The organism is Aequorivita marina (assembly GCF_031631895.2).
Classification (GTDB): domain Bacteria; phylum Bacteroidota; class Bacteroidia; order Flavobacteriales; family Flavobacteriaceae; genus Aequorivita; species Aequorivita marina.
Window position 1 is genome coordinate 124,710 of sequence record NZ_JAVMBW020000001.1, and the last position, 17,978, is coordinate 142,687.

The 17,978-nt window shown below is 38.7% G+C and carries 12 protein-coding genes; 5 read left to right on the forward strand and 7 right to left on the reverse strand.

The window, feature by feature from the left end:
- Positions 1-881: 881 nt before the first annotated feature.
- A complete protein-coding gene (locus QPK98_RS00510; RefSeq protein WP_310991055.1) occupies positions 882-3,281 on the reverse strand; it encodes a TonB-dependent receptor in 2,400 nt (799 codons plus the stop codon).
- A 258-nt stretch (positions 3,282-3,539) separates the two neighbouring features.
- Positions 3,540-4,409 carry a DUF808 family protein gene (locus tag QPK98_RS00515; protein WP_310991057.1) on the reverse strand — a complete coding sequence of 290 codons (870 nt, stop codon included), beginning with the start codon at positions 4,407-4,409 and terminating at the stop codon, positions 3,540-3,542.
- Between the two features lie 147 nt (positions 4,410-4,556).
- Here QPK98_RS00515 and QPK98_RS00520 point away from each other — a divergent pair, with 147 nt between their 5' ends.
- Entirely contained in the window at positions 4,557-5,450 is an 894-nt protein-coding gene (locus tag QPK98_RS00520) for a phospholipase A (protein ID WP_310991058.1), read from the forward strand.
- Between the two features lie 76 nt (positions 5,451-5,526).
- On the opposite strand, the gene QPK98_RS00525 is transcribed toward QPK98_RS00520, so the two are convergent.
- The 3 genes from QPK98_RS00525 to QPK98_RS00535 form a co-directional block, all read right to left on the reverse strand.
- Entirely contained in the window at positions 5,527-6,594 is a 1,068-nt protein-coding gene (locus QPK98_RS00525) for an AOC03_06830 family ribosome hibernation factor (protein WP_310991060.1), read from the reverse strand.
- A gap of 349 nt (positions 6,595-6,943) precedes the next feature.
- Positions 6,944-8,443 (reverse strand): MFS transporter, encoded by a 1,500-nt coding sequence (locus QPK98_RS00530; protein WP_310991061.1) that lies wholly within the window; start codon positions 8,441-8,443, stop codon positions 6,944-6,946.
- Positions 8,444-8,687: 244 nt separating this feature from the next.
- Positions 8,688-10,829 carry a S46 family peptidase gene (locus QPK98_RS00535; RefSeq protein ID WP_310991063.1) on the reverse strand — a complete coding sequence of 714 codons (2,142 nt, stop codon included), beginning with the start codon at positions 10,827-10,829 and terminating at the stop codon, positions 8,688-8,690.
- Between the two features lie 322 nt (positions 10,830-11,151).
- Between QPK98_RS00535 and QPK98_RS00540 the strand changes: the two genes are divergently transcribed.
- On the forward strand, positions 11,152-12,909 hold the full coding sequence (locus QPK98_RS00540; RefSeq protein ID WP_310991064.1) for a T9SS type A sorting domain-containing protein: 1,758 nt from the start codon (positions 11,152-11,154) through the stop codon (positions 12,907-12,909).
- Between the two features lie 222 nt (positions 12,910-13,131).
- Here QPK98_RS00540 and QPK98_RS00545 read toward each other — a convergent pair whose 3' ends face one another.
- The gene (locus QPK98_RS00545) at positions 13,132-14,178 is read right to left on the reverse strand and encodes an RluA family pseudouridine synthase (protein ID WP_310991065.1); all 1,047 of its coding nucleotides are present in this window, start codon (positions 14,176-14,178) and stop codon (positions 13,132-13,134) included.
- A complete protein-coding gene (locus QPK98_RS00550; protein ID WP_310991066.1) occupies positions 14,165-14,800 on the reverse strand; it encodes a PASTA domain-containing protein in 636 nt (211 codons plus the stop codon). Before QPK98_RS00550 ends, QPK98_RS00545 begins: the two co-directional genes overlap by 14 nt.
- A 283-nt stretch (positions 14,801-15,083) precedes the next feature.
- Between QPK98_RS00550 and QPK98_RS00555 the strand changes: the two genes are divergently transcribed.
- From QPK98_RS00555 to QPK98_RS00565, 3 genes are all read left to right on the forward strand, one after another.
- Positions 15,084-16,061 (forward strand): D-alanine--D-alanine ligase, encoded by a 978-nt coding sequence (locus QPK98_RS00555; protein ID WP_310991067.1) that lies wholly within the window; start codon positions 15,084-15,086, stop codon positions 16,059-16,061.
- 84 nt (positions 16,062-16,145) lie between these two features.
- Entirely contained in the window at positions 16,146-17,255 is a 1,110-nt protein-coding gene (gene lpxB, locus QPK98_RS00560) for a lipid-A-disaccharide synthase (protein WP_310991068.1), read from the forward strand.
- A gap of 99 nt (positions 17,256-17,354) precedes the next feature.
- Positions 17,355-17,930 carry a C40 family peptidase gene (locus QPK98_RS00565; protein ID WP_310991069.1) on the forward strand — a complete coding sequence of 192 codons (576 nt, stop codon included), beginning with the start codon at positions 17,355-17,357 and terminating at the stop codon, positions 17,928-17,930.
- The last annotated feature ends 48 nt before the right edge of the window (positions 17,931-17,978 follow it).

Sequence of the window (17,978 nt, forward strand, 5' to 3'; positions counted from 1 at the left end):
ACCAATTTATTGTTTCGGTTTTGAAAACTTGAAACTACAGCAAAAGTCTCACTATAAGAGCTGTAGTTATTAGTATTGTTTAGGGTTCAAGAAAAGCAAATACAAATAGTAGTGTCCGATTAAAATATTCAAGAAATCAAATAACCGAGTGATATTAAGCTCTTGAAGCTTTTTTTGTTAATTTACAACATGCTATTGAATTCACAACTAGGGTTTAATAAAAAAGAGTATTGCTTAATCAACCTAGCCAATTATCAATCTAATCAGAATCTAGTAATACGCCTGCCTGCCAATGTACGTCAGGCAAGTCTTAGGTCTCTTAGCGAAAGCGATCTTAAGTTTTAGTCGGGCACTACTAAAAAGTAAACTAAAGATTTTTCGCTATGCGAATGAAAACTTGCTTTAAATATAATAATTGAGTATGTTTATAAAAAATTTGAAAATTCGCTCCCCAATGTTCAAGTATTTCACATTTTACAGGTACGCTTATAAATATATTGGGCGGCAGAAATCTTCAATTTTATTCTTTAACCTGAAACTTAATCTACCAGATTAAGGTGCACCCCACGACTTTGCTACAACATCTCCTTACTTCGAAACACTTGTTATCTTCACATTTATTACATGTTACAATCTAGCTTAGATACAAATATTTTCACAAAGGGAAATCGGAAGCTCAGTCATAAGGTTAAAGAAAATAATATTTTGAATTTTTTTGTTTTTTAATAGTTGGTTTGATGCAGAAAAGGAGCCGTTTCAATTTTTAAACTGGCTCTTTTTCTTTTTCATAAAAGAGACAAAACCTCCTTTCTAAGTTAAGCTATATTGCGCCCTAGCTACGACACATTATTAGACTTTACTAACTTTGTGCCACTAAAGGTTTAGAAATGTGCTGTTACCGCTAAAATAAAATTACGCCCAGCCCCAGATACTCCTGAAGCGTAAGGCCTATAACGCTGATCTGTTAGATTTTCAATTCCTCCACTTATGTCAAAACTATCACTTAGCTTATAAAGTGCTTTAAAGTTAAGCGCGTACCAAGCTGGGGAGTAGATTTCGCCATTTTCATCCAAGGCATAAATTTCTACTTTCTTTTTTTCGCCCTGTGGCATATCATCAATATCTCTTTTTCCCTGAAAAGCAAAGTTAACCTCCATGCGCAGCTTCTTGGATTGATAGTTTAATCGGGTAATTCCAAAAAATGGTGCTGCGTGTCTAACCGGGCTCTTCTCCCCATTATCCAACTCTTCCTTTCCTTTTTGAAAATTGAAATCTGTGCTAAAGCCAAAACCTTGTGGCAATTTTACCTCAAGCCCAAATTGCACCCCGTATATATTAGATACAGCCGCATTTTGAATTGCCTGTACTTTGCTCATCTCACCTTGATACATAATACTATCCAGACCGTTTAACTTATAATCTCGACGTGACAAGGCATTTTTTAAATGGGTATAATAGCCGGTTACATCAACTTTTACAAGGTCGTCAAAGACTTTGGCAACTCCTATATCTGCGTTGTAGGCATACTCAGGCTTTAAATCTGGATTTGGCACCACTACCTGTCCAGGAGCAGAATCAAACACTTTTCCAACATCGTCAACATTAGGGGCGCGAAAAGCGGTTCCTAAATTGGCGCTAAGTGCCCAGGAACGCGTGGGTCTATAAACCCCTCCCAGACTTCCGGTTAAAGCCCCATTACTCAAACTGGCTTCGGTAAACGGAAAAGGATAAAACCTTGTGTCAAATTCAGAATCTAACAAAATATGGTTATAACGAATCCCAGCACTCAAGGTAAAACGATTGCTTACTTTATACTCATCTGTAATATAGGCTGCCAGAGACTGCCACGTGCTTTTAGGGTATCGCGATGGTCCCGCTTCAGTTTTATTAGATGTTATATCGGTAATTTCACCCGTAGATTTAACATCGTTTAAAACGTATTCAAGGCCGTAATAAAGCGTGTTTCTATCGCTGGTAGATTTTATAAAATCTGTGTTGAAGGAATACGCACTAACCCGTTCCTCATTTATACTTCGGTCCGGTTTATTGAAGCCACGGTCTATTCGGCTTTCCTCAAACCATTGGTGCGCCAAACGAATATGCATCTGATCAAAAACTGGATTCGCTTTATTATACCCAATACTCAAATTATTCATCATCCATATTTGCGACCCGTAATCCCATTCGGCATACCGAGCTGTACCTTTTTTGACGCGCTGGTGCCTGTCGTACCGCCCATAAGGCGATGTTTCGGAATAATGAAACCCATATTGGAAATCCCAATTTTCATTGGGCTGAAACCTAACTTTCTGCATCATGTTTATTTGGGAGTAGGCGGTGGGGATTTGCAACAATTCATCCTCTTGCTTAATCACCACATCCATACTATCTTGGCGTTGTACGTAGTAATCTTTTATATAATCCCTAGGACCGTGGCTACCTTGACGAAGGTTATCATAGTCAAAAGAACTTATACTGGTTAGGAAACTCCATTTTTTAAACCCTACGTTTACGTCAAAATGCCCTGTTTTTTCATTGTTTGCTGAAGAATAACGCGCTTTAGCCTTTCCAGTTATCAAAGGCTCGTCGTTCAATGAAAATTGGGGCGTCAGCGTTTGAAAACTCATTACGCCGCCAATGGCATCACTACCGTAAATAACAGAGCCTGGGCCAAAAACCACTTCGGTATTTTCTATGGCGAAAGGATCTAGGCTAATAACATTCTGAAGGTTTCCAGAGCGAAAAATGGCCGTATTCATTCGTACCCCATCAACCGAATAAAGCAATCGACTGGTAGAAAAACCACGAATCATTGGGCTACCCCCACCCTGCTGACTTTTCTGAACAAAAACTTTACCCGATCCCGCCAAGAGATCAGCAGCGGTCTGCGAATTCTGCAAAGCTACTTCTTGCGGAGTGATAGAGACAATTTTTGCGGGAACATCATCACTACTCTGTCTCCATTTTGTTGCAGAAATAACCACTTCGTCGAGGCTTAAATTAGATTCCTCCAATAAAAGCACAAATGAAGTTTCGGCCATTTCAGCATAGCTTCTCGTAATGGCTTTATAGCCCAGACTTCTAACTTCAATTCCTGTGGCATTCTTAAACTTGGTAATATCTGCTTCTCCTTCCGAGTTTGTAGTGACAAATAGTTTTGAGCCCAAGCTTATGGTTACCAATTCAATGGGTTCCTTGGTTTCTTGATCTTTAATGGTAAGTGTCTGGGCGTATGTGGTGCTTATAAACAATAGCAATACTACTATGAATATTTTCTTCATCGTATAATTTTCAATGCAAGTTAAGGTTTAAGAGGGAGTGGTTTTCGTTCTTTGACACTAGCAGTAATTTGAGTTTCTAAACGCTGTCATAGGATAGAAAAATTCCTTTTTTACTCTAAAAAGTCCAAAGATATAGTTTATTATAAAGAAACTCCAAAAATCGAAAAAAACACGCTAAACTTAATTTCAAGCTTACTGCTTTCAAAGCCTAACATCTAAGTTTATTAACCTGTATTTAAGTAGCCGTTTAGCCTATTTTTAAAATAACCTCCAAAGCTTTTTAACACCTGTAACTACCAATAGACAGATAAAACCAACAACAAGACCTACGATAAGCTCCGTTATAATTGCGGGCAATTCGGGCAGAAGGTTATGAAAAAAGTCAAGGTTATGTACAAATATACCACCGGACACCAATAGCAGTGCAATGGTCCCAATAACGCTTAGGCTTTTAATTATTTTGGGCAATGCCTGTACCAGTAAGAGCCCGAAAGATTTTTTAAAACTCTTTTCTTTTTTACTACTTTTAATAAGTTTGTAGCCAACCTCATCCATACGTACAATAAGCGCTACAATACCATAAACGCCAACGGTGGCAACAATTGCAATAATGCTTACAACTATAATTTGAGTGGCGAGGGGTTCATTCACAACGGTTCCCAAGGCTATGATTACAATTTCAACGGAGAGAATGAAATCTGTTAGAATTGCAGCTTTTACGCGTTCCTTTTCAATTGCCAAAATCTCACTTTCACTAAGGCCTTCTTCAGCTACTTTTACGGTATTATCGGCATGAGGAAAGAAAAATTCGTATATTTTCTCGGCACCTTCATAAGCCAAATATAAGCCTCCCAATACCAAAACAATTACAACCCCCAAGGGCCAGAAAGCACTCAACAGAAAAGCAATGGGCAGGATTATTAGCTTATTTAAAAATGAGCCTTTTGTAATTGCCCACAGCACCGGAATTTCTCGGGAAGAAGCAAATCCTGATGCTTTTTCGGCATTTACAGCCAGATCATCGCCTAAGATTCCAGCAGTTTTTTTAGCTGCAACTTTGCTCATCATCGCCACGTCGTCTAATAATGCGGCTATATCATCTAATACTGCAAAGATTCCTGAGGCCATGGGTGCTTTTTTAAAGTTTGGGCAAAAATAAATAAGTTGATGTAAATGTAGCCGAATTAATTAGCTAATTTACCAGTAAGGATTATAAAGAAATCTTAACACTAGCTTTAGTTCACAAAACATATCTTTGCCTTCCAATTTCTCAAAATGAAATATTTAACTGCACTTTTTTTGCTACTCTGTTCTATTATTCCAACTAAAAATTTTGGCCAAAACTACAACACCTACCAAACTTTACCTGAAAAATGGCAGTTAGACTCAACTTCGCTATCTAAAGAAGTTCAGTTTAGATTGCTGCCCTATAAACCGCTATACCTGTTGTTTACAAACTTTACGACCAACGTAAACAAAGCACCCGTGAGTGGAAACCCAAACAACGTAGTGCCTATAAGTATTCCATACAACTCCTTTGAACTGGCTTTCCAATTGAGCTTTAAAACCAAAATTTTACACAATATTTTAGGAGATGAACTTGGCGGTGATCTTTGGGGCGCCTACAGCCAAAGCTCACGTTGGCAAGTTTATAACAAAACCCTTTCCAGGCCATTCAGGGAAACCAATTATCAACCTGAAGCCTTTATACTTTTTGGCACTCCGTACCGCATAGGAGATTTTAAAGGTGTTTTTGCTGGGGTGGGACTAAACCATGAAAGCAATGGCCGTTCCAATCCGCTTAGCCGAAGCTGGAATAGGGTCATTTTTCAATTTGGATGGGAAATAAATGAATTACAAATTATATTTAAACCTTGGATACGCGTACCAGAAGAGAGCAAGAAAGACGACAACCCAGATATTCAAAATTATATTGGGCGCGCAGAGCTGTCTTTTAATTATGATATTGGGAAGCATAACTTCGACTTAACTACGCGTCATTCACTTCGGGGCGGCTCTAAAAACCGCGGTAGCGCAAGACTCGATTACTCTTATCGCTTTTATAAAAACCTAAAGCTCCATGCCCAAGTATTTACCGGTTATGGCGAAAGCTTAATTGATTATAATCACAATCAAACAACTTTTGGCCTCGGATTGTCCTTGTATTAAAACCAATCTTGCTTCCAAACTGTATAATCAGATGGAATACAAGACTGGTCATTACAATTAAACCGCAAAACCCTAATTAATAACGCGTTACTGCGCCAAAACCATTAAAATTGGTCAATTCACCTTTCGGAAGAAAAACAACATCTCCGCCAAAATTCATATTAGCTTCAATCATTTCGTCATAAATATCATCTATCACTCCCGTGTTAGTTCGATCTTCCTCATTAACATAACTAATTTCGCCATCTTTTATAACCGCTGGCTGAAACAATCCCTGTTCAATAAATAAGGTTTGAATCTTTCCTTCTGAAATAGCCGTCCAAATTTCATTGGTATCGCTTAAGAATTTATTTTCCCCTACGGCTTTTTTCAAGTCTTCTTTTCGCTCATTGTTAATTTTTAGAACATAATCCTTGACGATTTCCCAACTTTCTTCCACGATAGAATGGACTGGATCATTTATTTTGTTTTTATTTAGGAACACATCAAAAATACTGTGTTTCTTATCTGCCACTTTTAAATACTCATTATGGTTTTCCTCCAGTCCACAAATCAGTACTGGTAACGGATTTGCTTTTCTAAGTTCATTCACCTTTTTATCTGCTTGATTGAAGTATTCGGCAATCAAACTAGTCTGTTTTGAAGCTATAGCGTTAGCTGCCCTGTTTCTTGAAAAGAACTGCGTGTTTTCAATAGGAAACGGCTTTCCAAACTCCTGAACAACCTTATCGTTCATCGCTTCTATAAGTCTGATATTCTCTTGGCTCAACACCAATATATAATAATGAGTTTCCAAATGCATTGCTCTAATTAAATCGCGGGTAGCGAAAGTATGATCAATAACCACGCGGTCTTCTACTTTTATAGGCAATCTTGTATATTCGGCAACATCATCATTCACAAACAGCATGAGACTTTCCAGGTTTTGACTATGGTCAATTTCTCCTGCTAATTTATGCAACTTCTCAACCAAGCTTTGTGCACTACGTTTATCGGTATCTGCCAATAACCTATTCTCAGCCTCCTTTATAAGGTTTTTAAGAGCAGTACTATCATTTAAATAATCAGGTTTTGTTCGGTGGGTTGTCATAATGATAGTAACGCAATTTTCCGAGCGAATGTCTTTAAGTTCTTTTAATTTCATTTTCTTTTTTTTAGTAAGATCAACAGTAATCTAGTGACCAAACATAGACAATACGTTCCTAGTATTCAATGATATAAATCACAAGTTAATCTGAGATAATGTATTATGAAATGAAAAATATATTACGAAAAAGAAGAAGCATCTGGCAATAATCAAAATATAGAACAAAAAGCACAGGTCACTGGCTTTCTTTACGTTATATAAGAAGGTTTTGCAATAACAGAATTTAGATTCAGCCAGTTTCTTATGTCTCCGTCTCGGTAAATTACAAGTTCTTGCTTCTTATAAAAAGCCGGGAATTATTGTAGTTTTCTGAATTCACTCTCCTATACGTAAGCTTATTAAAAAACTACCTTCGCTCTTCAATCGTTGGAAATTTTGCTGGGGTCAACAATAAAATAATTAAGGTTACAACACCAGCAATCACCATCCCAATATAAACGTTGTGGGTAGCATAAAAGAATGCTTTGCGTAAATATAAACTTACATCTGAAGTGGAGATATGCGATTGCAATACCTCAACCATTTTGTTAACACTGGGGAGCTGGCCATTAAATTTAGCCGGGGCGTTCTCCAATTTATCTGAAATGGTAGAATTGAAAATTGCGGCAAAAACCGCTGCGCCTATACTCTGCCCAAAATATCTCGAAAACATATTAGTGCCTGTAACAACTCCTCTTTGCCCCCACACTACTGTGGATTGAACGCCAACCATTAGCGGCGTGGTTATTAATCCAAAACCAGCGCCCAAGGTCATTTGTACTGCCACCAAATACCATACGGGGCCAGGGAATGGTAAAAAGAAGAAGCTTGACGCGCCAATTATTACAATAATGATTCCGCAAATGGCAGTGTTTCGAAAACCTATGCGCAAGTATAAATTCCCAGATAAAGATGAAGAAAGTGGCCAGGTAATACTCATACTTGCTAAAATAAAACCTGCCGCCATTGCACCAACTCCCGTAACGGATTGGGCAAAAACAGGTAAATACATATTGGGACCCATGGTTGCAACACCCATCCCTATGGTCGCCAAGTTAGCCCCTAATATTACGCGGCGCTTCCAAACCCATGCTGGCAAAATAGGTTCAATAGACTTGCGTTCAATACGAATGGTAATAAGTATCAGCAATACTGCCAAGGCTAATATCCCCAAAGTGTTTAGCGAAAACCAAGGCCAAGATTGCCCGCCTTGCAAGAGTCCGAACATAATTACTGTTCCGGTTATTAACATTGCCGCGGCACCTGCCCAATCAACCTTATGCTTTTTGTGTACGTTATTTTCATGAAGAAAATATACAATCAAGGCTATTGCGCCAGCACCAATTGGAATGTTAATTAAGAATATCCATCGCCAAGAGGCATAATCGGCCAAAGCCCCTCCAACTGCTGGTCCCATAATTGCTGATACGCCCCAAACACTAGACAACCAGCCCTGAATTTTCGCGCGTTCCTTGATAGTATAAATATCGCCAGCAATTGTATTTACCGTAGCCATTATGGCTCCAGCACCAACGGCTTGTATTCCTCTAAAAATTATCAAAGAATACATATCCCAAGCTGCCGCACAGGCTGCCGAACCCGCTAAAAAAATTAAAACTCCAAATATCAAAATTGGTTTTCGGCCATAGATATCAGCCAATTTGCCATAAACGGGAATCGTAATGGTTTGAATAAGTAAGTATATAGAAAACAGCCAACTAAAGAGTGAAAACCCGCCAAGATCACCCACAATTTGAGGAATGGCCGTGGCAACAATGGTATTGTCCATAGCGGCCAGCATCATAGTGAGCATCAGCGCAAATAGAACCCAATTCCTGCGCATTTCTTTCACCGGTTTTTCTTGCATTTTTATTTTTTCAGATTATTGGGCAAAGGTAAATTTTTATATCCTCCTGCCACGACGTTAGAAATGAAATGAAGCATTCAAACACATTAATTTTTGACCATATTCCTTAAGACCAAAAGCACCTGCTGTTTAGCCCTTGCTTCAGCTAGAATTCATTGGTAGTTAAAGCCACAAATAAAAACCCCATTCGCCATTTTATATGACTTATGGGGTTTTTACTAAAACAATTGGTTACAATTATATATTATTTTGACAAAGTCAATTCATCTATAATATGACTGGCACCCGCAAGTTTATCGATTAAAAATAACACATAGCGAATATCAACATTAATGGTACGCTGCAACTCATCGTCAAAAATAACATCTCCGGCCATGGCTTCAATATTCCCATCAAAAGCCAACCCTATCAATTCGCCTTTTCCGTTAAGTACGGGCGAACCAGAGTTTCCACCAGTAATGTCATTATCGGTTAAAAAGTTTACTGGCAAATAACCGTCCTTATCTGCATATTGCCCGAAATCTTTTTTCTCGTAAAGATCAATAAGCTCCGTAGGCATATCAAATTCGGCATCGCCAGGCTGATATTTTGCAACGGTTCCTTTTAAGGTGGTGTAGTAGTTTTTATCGGCATCATTTCGCGAATCTTCAGGCAATGAGATTACTTTTCCGTAGGTAAGCCTTAAAGTACTGTTGGCATCTGGATAATATTTCTCGTCTGGGTTTTGAAGGCGCATACCTTGAACCATCAATCTAAAAGCCCGGTCAAAATCATTGCCCCATTGCTTTTCTTCTTCCGATTTGTATCTGTAACGCGTCAACAATTCATTTGAAAGTATAAACAGCGGATCTTTTTGTAAAACATCGGCATCTGGATTTGCCATAAAAGCCTCTACTTTCTCCTTAGACTCAAAAATACTATTGGCAAAAGCATCATCCAAATAAGCTTTCCAAGATTCAACGCTATTACCGTTTTCGCTGGCAATTTCTGTTACCATTGATGCTACGTTCTTCGCCTTTTTGTTGTAAAGGTTCAATTGGGCTGCCATTACATCTTTTTCTAAAGGAATATAAAGTCCGTCATACAAACTCTCTAATTCAGCATCCAATTTTGGTTTAACCTCTGCTTGTTTTGCTTCATTTTGCTCTAAGTAGTACGAAATGGTATTCCCCAAACGATACGGGATAGTTGCAATACGGGTTCTTAAAAGGAGACCTAGATAATTATTGTGTGCACTTGCTTCATTAGTTTTGCTGTAATACTCGTTAATTACAGGCATTACGTTGGCATATTTTTTATTGCTCTTTTTGTTTGCCCACTTTTGAAATTTCTTTTCGGCTTTACGTTTGGTATCTGCCGTTTTATGATGTTTTAAGGCATCAATCATTCCTTGGCGGTTTTTCCAATAATTGGCAATACTAGCATATCTTGAAGCGTAGTCTAATTTTACCTGCTGATCTTTATCCATGTACTCCTTCATTACATCCATAGATGTTTTTGAAGCCTCTACCCACGCAGGGTATGCGTATTCCACATTTTGCTCAATTCCACCTGCTGGCATCCAACGGTTGGTTCTTCCTGGGTAGCCCATGATCATTGCAAAATCATTTTCCTCAAAACCTTTGATGCTTGTAGTTAAATGGTGCTTTGGCTTTAAAGGTACATTGTCTTCGGAATATTCTGCAGGGTTCCCATCTTTATCGGCATATACTCTAAATAAAGAGAAGTCACCCGTGTGTCTTGGCCACTCCCAGTTATCGGTATCGCCGCCAAATTTTCCGATGCTTGCAGGAGGGGTTCCAACCAAACGAACATCGTTATAATCTTGATAAACAAAGTAGTAAAACTCGTTTCCTTCGTAAAAAGACTTTACGGAAACCGTGTACTTTCCACCTTCGTTATTTTCTTCTTGAATTTTGGCTATTTCACGGTTAATGGCTGCTTCGCGCTCCAATTCAGACATATCATCGTTTACCTGACTTAAGATACGTTTTGAAACATCGTCCATACGCACAAAAAAGCGAACGGAAAGGCTTTTCGGCTTTAATTCCTCACTGTGATTTGCAGCCCAATATCCATTGGTTAAATAATCTTCTTCGGCGGTCGAAAGATCTGCAATTTGGCTATAACCACAATGGTGATTGGTCAATACCAAACCGCTATCTGAAATAATCTCGGCCGTACATCCACGGTCAAATTGAACGATAGCATCTTTTAAGCTGGAGTTGTTAATACTGTAAATTTCTTCTGGGGTAAGTTGAAGCCCCATTTTTTGCATATCGCGATAGTTTAAGCGCTCAATATGCATTAAAAACCACATACCTTCGTTGGCCTGAACAGGCAAAACGAATGCTGCGATAATAAGGGAAAGAATAAATTTTTTCATTAGATAAAGGGAGTTTTAATAATTAAAATAAGGGTTGTAAAACCTACTTAACGACAGTAAATTTCGTCAGGTTGTAAATATAGTCCCATTCTCTTCTTTAGTAAAGAAACATCTTGAAAAAATATAAAAAATATTAAGTTTAACTTTTTGTTAAGAATGCAAATCCGAGTATAAAGCACCCTGTTTCCTTTCTAAATTGAAGGCACGGTGGGTTGCCTAGATCTTTTCTGCTCCGAAAATCATCAACAGAAACAACTATTAATTACTGAAAATCGAATATTTATTGATATTTTTAGGAAATAAATCAATAACTCCCAATACAATGAAAAAACAAATTACCTTGCTTTCCGCGATTTTATTCGGAATAGCTCCAGTTATGAATGCCCAGCAACAAGGCAAAGCAGCCAGTCTAAATGAGGACGGAACCATTTCAGTAAAAAAAATCAGCTTGCCCCAAAACTACGCGAAGTCCAGTGAAACTCAGACCTTTGATAGAATCTGGCGCTTTGGGCAACCCGCAAACCCATCTTTTAAAAACACCCGCGGCGTTACTCTCGCCGATTTAGACAATGATGGTGTGGACGAAATTATCTACGGTATAAACAGCACCCTGTACGCATTAAAGGGAGATGGATCAATTTTATGGGAAAAAGCAGTAAGTGGCACCATAACCCTACCTCCAACAGTCGTAGATTTAGATAATGACGGTACCGTAGAAGTTATTCTTAATACCGGTGGTGTTCCCGCCGCTGGAAGAGTATATTTAATGGATAATACCGGAGCCGATCTGCCAGGTTGGCCATTAAATTTTGACGAGCATTGGATGATTAACGCTCCTGCTGCAGCCGATTTAGATGGCGATGGTATTTTAGACATAGTTACTGGAGAGCGCGTATCTGGCACCCAAGGTTTTGTTCATGCTATAAAAATGGACGGAACACCCATAAACGCAAACTGGCCAGTAGAAGTTTCGGCAACGCCTGGTTTTACTCCTTCTATAGCCGATGTTAATAATGACGGCACCCCAAATGTGGTTATTTCGGCCTCTTCGGGCGGAATGTACGTTTTTGACAACCAAGGGCAAGTATTACCTGGGTTTCCAGTTGTAGATCCGAATGTAAAATACTCCTACCAATCGCCTATCCTTGCCGATCTTGACGGTGATGATTTCTTAGAAATAATAGGAAGCAACCACGGAGACAATCCCGGTTTTTATGTTATGGACCACGAGGGCAACTACAAACCAGGATGGCCTATTACAATTGGCGAATGGACCTACTCCCCTGCTACGGTACTGGATTTTGACGAAGATGGAACTTTTGATATTTTTATGTCGGACAGAAATACCAGCAACACAGCTGGCGAAGAACTACCCGTAATTTATGGGCTAGACCCAGATGGCAATAATCTCCCAAATTTTCCAATAGAAAAATATGGCGGTACCGAAGGTGTTCTTTCCATTGCCGATGTAAACAATGATGGCGTTCTAGATATAATATTTCCAAGCATTATGACAGATGAAGACGGTATTGGCTTTATTCACGCCTATTCGTTAGACGGAAGTGGCGAGATTGACGGGTTTCCAATCCGCACACGTGGATTTACATTTTTAAACGGAGCCGTTTTAGGCGATGTTGATAACGACGGCATGCTGGACCTTACCGCAAATAGTTACACCCAAACTTTTGGAACAGGAGTAGATTCTACCTTCGTGAACGTCTATAACCTCAATGTGCCTTACAGCCCAGATATGATTAAAAGAAACGGCTATAAAGGTGATAATACACGGGCCGGATTTGTAGAAATGGATAATACCGCGGGTATTTCAGATATAGAAACTGCTTCAGCGATTGCTGTATTTCCAAATCCTTCAAGCGGAATGCTACGTATTACTATGACTTCCAAAATTGAAAATGCTAAAGTAAACATCTACAGTATTGATGGGAAAGTAGTTTTTTCTGAAGAAGGAGATTTAGAAGAATATTCAAGTTACAACCTCAACCATCTAACCAATGGTTTATATTTTGTAAGTGTTTCTGACGGAAATAAAACCTATACCGCCAAATGGGTGAAGCATTAAGCTGAAAAACAGATTCTTTACATAATACCGAAGCGCTTTTCAAATAAATTATGAAAAGCGCTTTTGTTTTTAGCAAATAACCAATGCTATTTTCAAATATTTTAAAAGGCTCACTTTTGGCGTTTTCGATAGCAGTACGGATGCAATTTTTATTAAAATTCTATCCTTCCGAAATATAAATCGCAATCCTGAAATTTGTAAAAAGCGAAAAGCAATAGATTACTACTCAATAACATGCTTTGAATAGTTGCGCCATCTTTCTAGGCAAGCTTCCATATCTTCAGGAATAGGGCATTCAAAACGCATAAGTTCTTCGGTTACCGGATGCACAAAACCTAAAGTACGCGCGTGCAAGGCCTGTCTTGGTAGTACCTTAAAACAGTTTTCTACAAATTGCTTGTATTTGGAAAATGTAGTTCCCTTTAATATTTTTTCGCCACCGTAGCGTTCATCATTAAACAGCGTATGGCCAATGTGTTTTAAATGCACCCTAATTTGGTGTGTTCGTCCGGTTTCTAACCTACAGGAAACCAAGGTTACATACCCCAAACGCTCTAAAACTTTATAATGTGTAACAGCTGGTTTTCCGCGCTCCTCCTCATCGTTTTCATAAACAGTATTTTGTAAACGATTTTTAGGGTGACGCCCAATATTGCCTTCAATAGTTCCTTCGTCGTCTTTTACATCGCCCCAAACTAAAGCAACATATTCGCGTTCAGTCGATTTGTTAAAAAACTGCTTGGCCAGATGCGTCATGGCCTCCTCTGTTTTGGCAACAACTAGAAGTCCGCTGGTGTCCTTATCTATCCTATGCACCAATCCCGGTCTGTTACTAGAATTGTTGGGAAGGTTGTCAAAATGATACGTCAACGCATTAATCAATGTGCCGTTGTAGTTGCCATGACCGGGATGTACAACCATTCCCGCCGCCTTATTGACCACAAGAACTGCATCATCTTCATAAACAATATCTATGGGAATATCTTCTGGCACCAATAGAAACTCATACGGTGGATGCTCAAAAAGAACCGTGACCACATCATTTCCCTTTACCTTATAATTCGATTTTACGGGAGCGCCATTGACGTGAATATTTCCTGCAACGGCGGCTTTTTGTATTTTGTTCCTGGTGGCCTTTTCAATAAGGTTCATCAAGTATTTATCTACTCGTAAAGGATTTTGCCCTTTGTCTGCCGTAAATCGATAATGCTCATAAAGCTCATCATTGCCGTCGGAATCGTCTCTTTCGTTCGCTTTAAAATTCGCCATTGTTCTCTACTTCATTTTGTTCGGGCGATTCTTGATTGCTTTCTGAAGAATCATCAGAATTTGATAGTATTCTGTTAAGTGATTGGTCGCCGACAATTAAATCTATCACTGAGGTTTTTTGAATTGCCGTTCCCGGTTCAAGTTTTTCGCCATTGTACCGCATCTCCAGTACATTATCACTAATGTGTGGTCTATAACTAATTTTTCCTATCTCGAAACCCATTGCCAAAAGTGTGGGTTCTGCTTGGCGTTGGGTACGCCCTACAATATCCGGCACCTCTATCTTTCTATACCCAGATGGGTTTAAGGTTAGGTAGATTTTTCTATTCTCCTTTACAAATTGCCCTGGTTTAGGAATCTGCTCAATAACCGAGTATCGCGGAAAATCAGGATTGTAGTTAGCCGAATCCAGAATTTCATACCGAAGGGTTTTCTCAACCAGGTTTTCCTCTACTTTATCAAGAGACATCTTTGCCAAATTAGGAACTTCTATTCTTTCATTGTGGTTGGTGGTAATCCGCAACCACCAAAAAACTAAAAACCCCAAAACCAAAACCACCACAAAAGCAATAAGCAATTGCTTTATAAAAGCTTTGGTGAAAATGAACCGAAAAAATGTCATATGTTACTGTGTTAAGGCACAAAAATATAAAACCCAAAGGTAGTATCTATTGTGAAGTTTAAAACTTTATGGAAAGTTTAATTTTATGCTATAAAAATAAGGATTGTCATTTTACTAAATTAAACCACACTCTCGATGAAAAGACCAACAGCAGCTTTACAGTTGGTTGCCAACAACAAAATAAAAGTCTTGGCTAAAATTCTACAATGTATAGCGGGGTTTAAATAGCCTTCACCTCACATCTTTTTAATACTTTTGTAAACGCAGATTTTAAAGGTTTGGTATGCAAAAAAAACATATAGCTGTTGCCATGGGGGGCTATTCCAACGAGTTCGAAATTTCGATCAACAGCGGGGGCATAGTCTGTAACGCACTAGATAAGAGCAAATACAACGTATATGCTATTCATATTTTGGAAGAAGGCTGGTATTATGTACCCGAAAATGGTAAAAAACAGCCCGTAAATAAAGCTGATTTCAGTTTTAACAACGGCGACGAAACCATTATCCCAGATGCCGTATTTAACGCCATTCACGGTACCCCAGGCGAAGATGGTTATTTACAAGCTTATTGGAAGCTGTTGGGCATTCCACATACCAGTACAGACTACTATTCTGCAGCCTTGAGCTTTAACAAACGAGATTGCCTTTCGGTTTTAAAAAACTTTGGGGTGCAAGCGGCAAACTCATATTATATCAATGAAGGCATTGAAATTAATGTAGAAGAAATAGTACTAAAAACAGGCCTTCCGTGCTTTGTAAAGCCAAATCGGTCAGGGTCTAGCTTCGGAATTAGCAAAGTGCACGACATGGCCGAAATGATGCCAGCCATTGAAAAGGCATTTACGGAAGATTCTGAAATAATAATCGAAACCGCTTTAGTAGGCGTTGAAGTTTCCGTTGGCATCTATAACCATGGTGATGACGTAATTGCGCTTCCGGTAACTGAGATTGTTTCAGAAAACGAATTTTTTGACTACGAAGCCAAGTATTTAGGAGAATCACAGGAAATAACCCCTGCAAGAATTTCTGAAAAGGAAACAGCAATGGTTAAAGCCGAGGCCATACGTATTTACAACTTGCTGCACATGACGGGGATTACCCGCAGTGAGTTCATCATAGAAAAAGGAAAGCCCTATTTTATTGAAACAAATACAAATCCGGGGCTTTCTGCCGAGAGTATCGTTCCAAAACAAATACGAGAAGCGGGAATGACTCTAACTGAATTTTTTGATATATTAATTCAAAATGTACTAAAATAGTTCTAGGTTTCTGGTTTAAGGCTTTAGGTTTCGTTACTTTTCAAGCTTTTTACTGGTAAGTTATAACGTTCAACTTTTTCATAAATGAAATACTACCTCATAGCAGGCGAAGCATCGGGAGATTTGCACGGCGCCAATTTAATTAAAGCTCTAAAAAAGGAAGATCCTAAAGCAGATTTCCGTTTTTGGGGTGGCGATTTAATGAAAGCTGCTGGAGGAACCGAAGTAAAACACTATCGCGACCTAGCTTTTATGGGGTTTGCAGAGGTTGTTATGAATTTGGGCACAATATTAAAAAATATTAAATTCTGCAAAAAAGACATTGAAACCTTTAACCCAGATGTTATCATTTTTATAGACTACCCTGGGTTTAACCTTCGCATTGCAAAATGGGCACGGCAAAAAGGCTATAACACACATTATTATATTTCGCCACAAATATGGGCATGGAAAGAAGGCCGAATAAAGGAAATTAAACGCGATGTAGATGAAATGTATGTTATACTTCCGTTTGAAAAGGAGTTTTATGAAGAAAAACACAACTTCCCAGTACATTTTGTAGGCCATCCATTAATTGACGCCATCCACGATAGAGCCCAAGTTGATCCTGAAACCTTTAAAAGTGAAAATGGATTAGATGAACGTCCAATTGTCGCTTTGCTGCCCGGAAGCCGAAAACAAGAGATAAAAAAAATGCTGGAAATAATGATTTCCGCAGCTAAGGATTTTAAGGAGTATCAATTTGTAATTGCCGGAGCGCCAAGCCAGGAAAAATCATTTTACGAATCCTTCCTCAGCACCAAAAATGTACACTTTGTAACCAATAAAACCTACGATTTGTTAAGTATATCAGAAGCAGCATTGGTAACTTCGGGAACAGCAACCCTAGAAACGGCGCTGTTTAAAGTACCGCAAGTAGTGTGCTATAAAGGCAATAGAATTTCGTACGAAATTGCCAAACGCGTAATTAAGCTAGACTACATTTCGTTGGTAAATCTCATTTTAGACAGAACAGTTGTTACAGAGCTTATACAGACCGATTTTAATACCAAACGACTAAAAGAAGAACTGACCACCATTCTAGACCCCTATAAACGGGCAACTATGTTTCTGGATTATTACGAACTTGAAAAAGCCTTAGGCGGCCGAGGTGCGAGTGAAAACACCGCCAAATTGATCTATAAATCGTTATAAGCGCATTTTACGTATCATAAGAAGAGAGAGCGTCTTAGAAATAACATCCAAAGATTATTTTTTATATATTTAACTTTTAAAATCGTTAAGTCTTTATTGATGAAAAAAATACTGCTTCTTTCTTTTTTCACTTTATTCCTTGTTTCTTGCGGAGGCACAAAGCATACTAGACCTTATTCTCATACTTCCCCTAACCAAAATTCATTAAAAACGAAGACCGAAAGAAAGGTTCGCCCACACCAAAATACGCGATTGGCCGACTTGGATTTTGAGGAAGAACCTGAAAGCAGCGGTCTAATAAAACAAGAAATTATAGATTTTGCCAAAACATTTCAAGGCACCCGTTATAAATATGGTGGCACTACCGAGGCAGGAATGGATTGTTCAGGCTTGATATGTGTTGCCTTTAAAAAGGAAAACATTAGCCTACCCCGTATTTCCAGAGATATGGCTACCCAGGGTATTCCTGTTTCCCTAAAAAATGTTGAAGAAGGCGATCTTGTCTTCTTTAAAACCAGCCGTAGAAACGTTATTAGCCACGTAGGTTTGGTGGTGGAGGCCAAACACGGGCAAGTGAAATTTATCCACTCTACTACAAGCGCAGGAGTAATTATATCTTCTTTAGACGAAAAGTATTGGAAAAAAGCTTTTGCAGAAATAAGACGGGTCATTTAATATTTACCACAGAACACCTACATCGCTAACCAACAGACACTTAACTTT

What these genes read in the sequence shown, in the direction of transcription:
- QPK98_RS00510 (WP_310991055.1), bottom strand. Translation starts at nt 3,281, where the DNA reads ATGAAGAAAATATTCATAGTAGTATTGCTATTGTTTATAAGCACCACA.
- QPK98_RS00515 (WP_310991057.1), bottom strand. Translation starts at nt 4,409, where the DNA reads ATGGCCTCAGGAATCTTTGCAGTATTAGATGATATAGCCGCATTATTA.
- QPK98_RS00520 (WP_310991058.1), top strand. Translation starts at nt 4,557, where the DNA reads ATGAAATATTTAACTGCACTTTTTTTGCTACTCTGTTCTATTATTCCA.
- QPK98_RS00525 (WP_310991060.1), bottom strand. Translation starts at nt 6,594, where the DNA reads ATGAAATTAAAAGAACTTAAAGACATTCGCTCGGAAAATTGCGTTACT.
- QPK98_RS00530 (WP_310991061.1), bottom strand. Translation starts at nt 8,443, where the DNA reads ATGCAAGAAAAACCGGTGAAAGAAATGCGCAGGAATTGGGTTCTATTT.
- QPK98_RS00535 (WP_310991063.1), bottom strand. Translation starts at nt 10,829, where the DNA reads ATGAAAAAATTTATTCTTTCCCTTATTATCGCAGCATTCGTTTTGCCT.
- QPK98_RS00540 (WP_310991064.1), top strand. Translation starts at nt 11,152, where the DNA reads ATGAAAAAACAAATTACCTTGCTTTCCGCGATTTTATTCGGAATAGCT.
- QPK98_RS00545 (WP_310991065.1), bottom strand. Translation starts at nt 14,178, where the DNA reads ATGGCGAATTTTAAAGCGAACGAAAGAGACGATTCCGACGGCAATGAT.
- QPK98_RS00550 (WP_310991066.1), bottom strand. Translation starts at nt 14,800, where the DNA reads ATGACATTTTTTCGGTTCATTTTCACCAAAGCTTTTATAAAGCAATTG.
- QPK98_RS00555 (WP_310991067.1), top strand. Translation starts at nt 15,084, where the DNA reads ATGCAAAAAAAACATATAGCTGTTGCCATGGGGGGCTATTCCAACGAG.
- lpxB (WP_310991068.1), top strand. Translation starts at nt 16,146, where the DNA reads ATGAAATACTACCTCATAGCAGGCGAAGCATCGGGAGATTTGCACGGC.
- QPK98_RS00565 (WP_310991069.1), top strand. Translation starts at nt 17,355, where the DNA reads ATGAAAAAAATACTGCTTCTTTCTTTTTTCACTTTATTCCTTGTTTCT.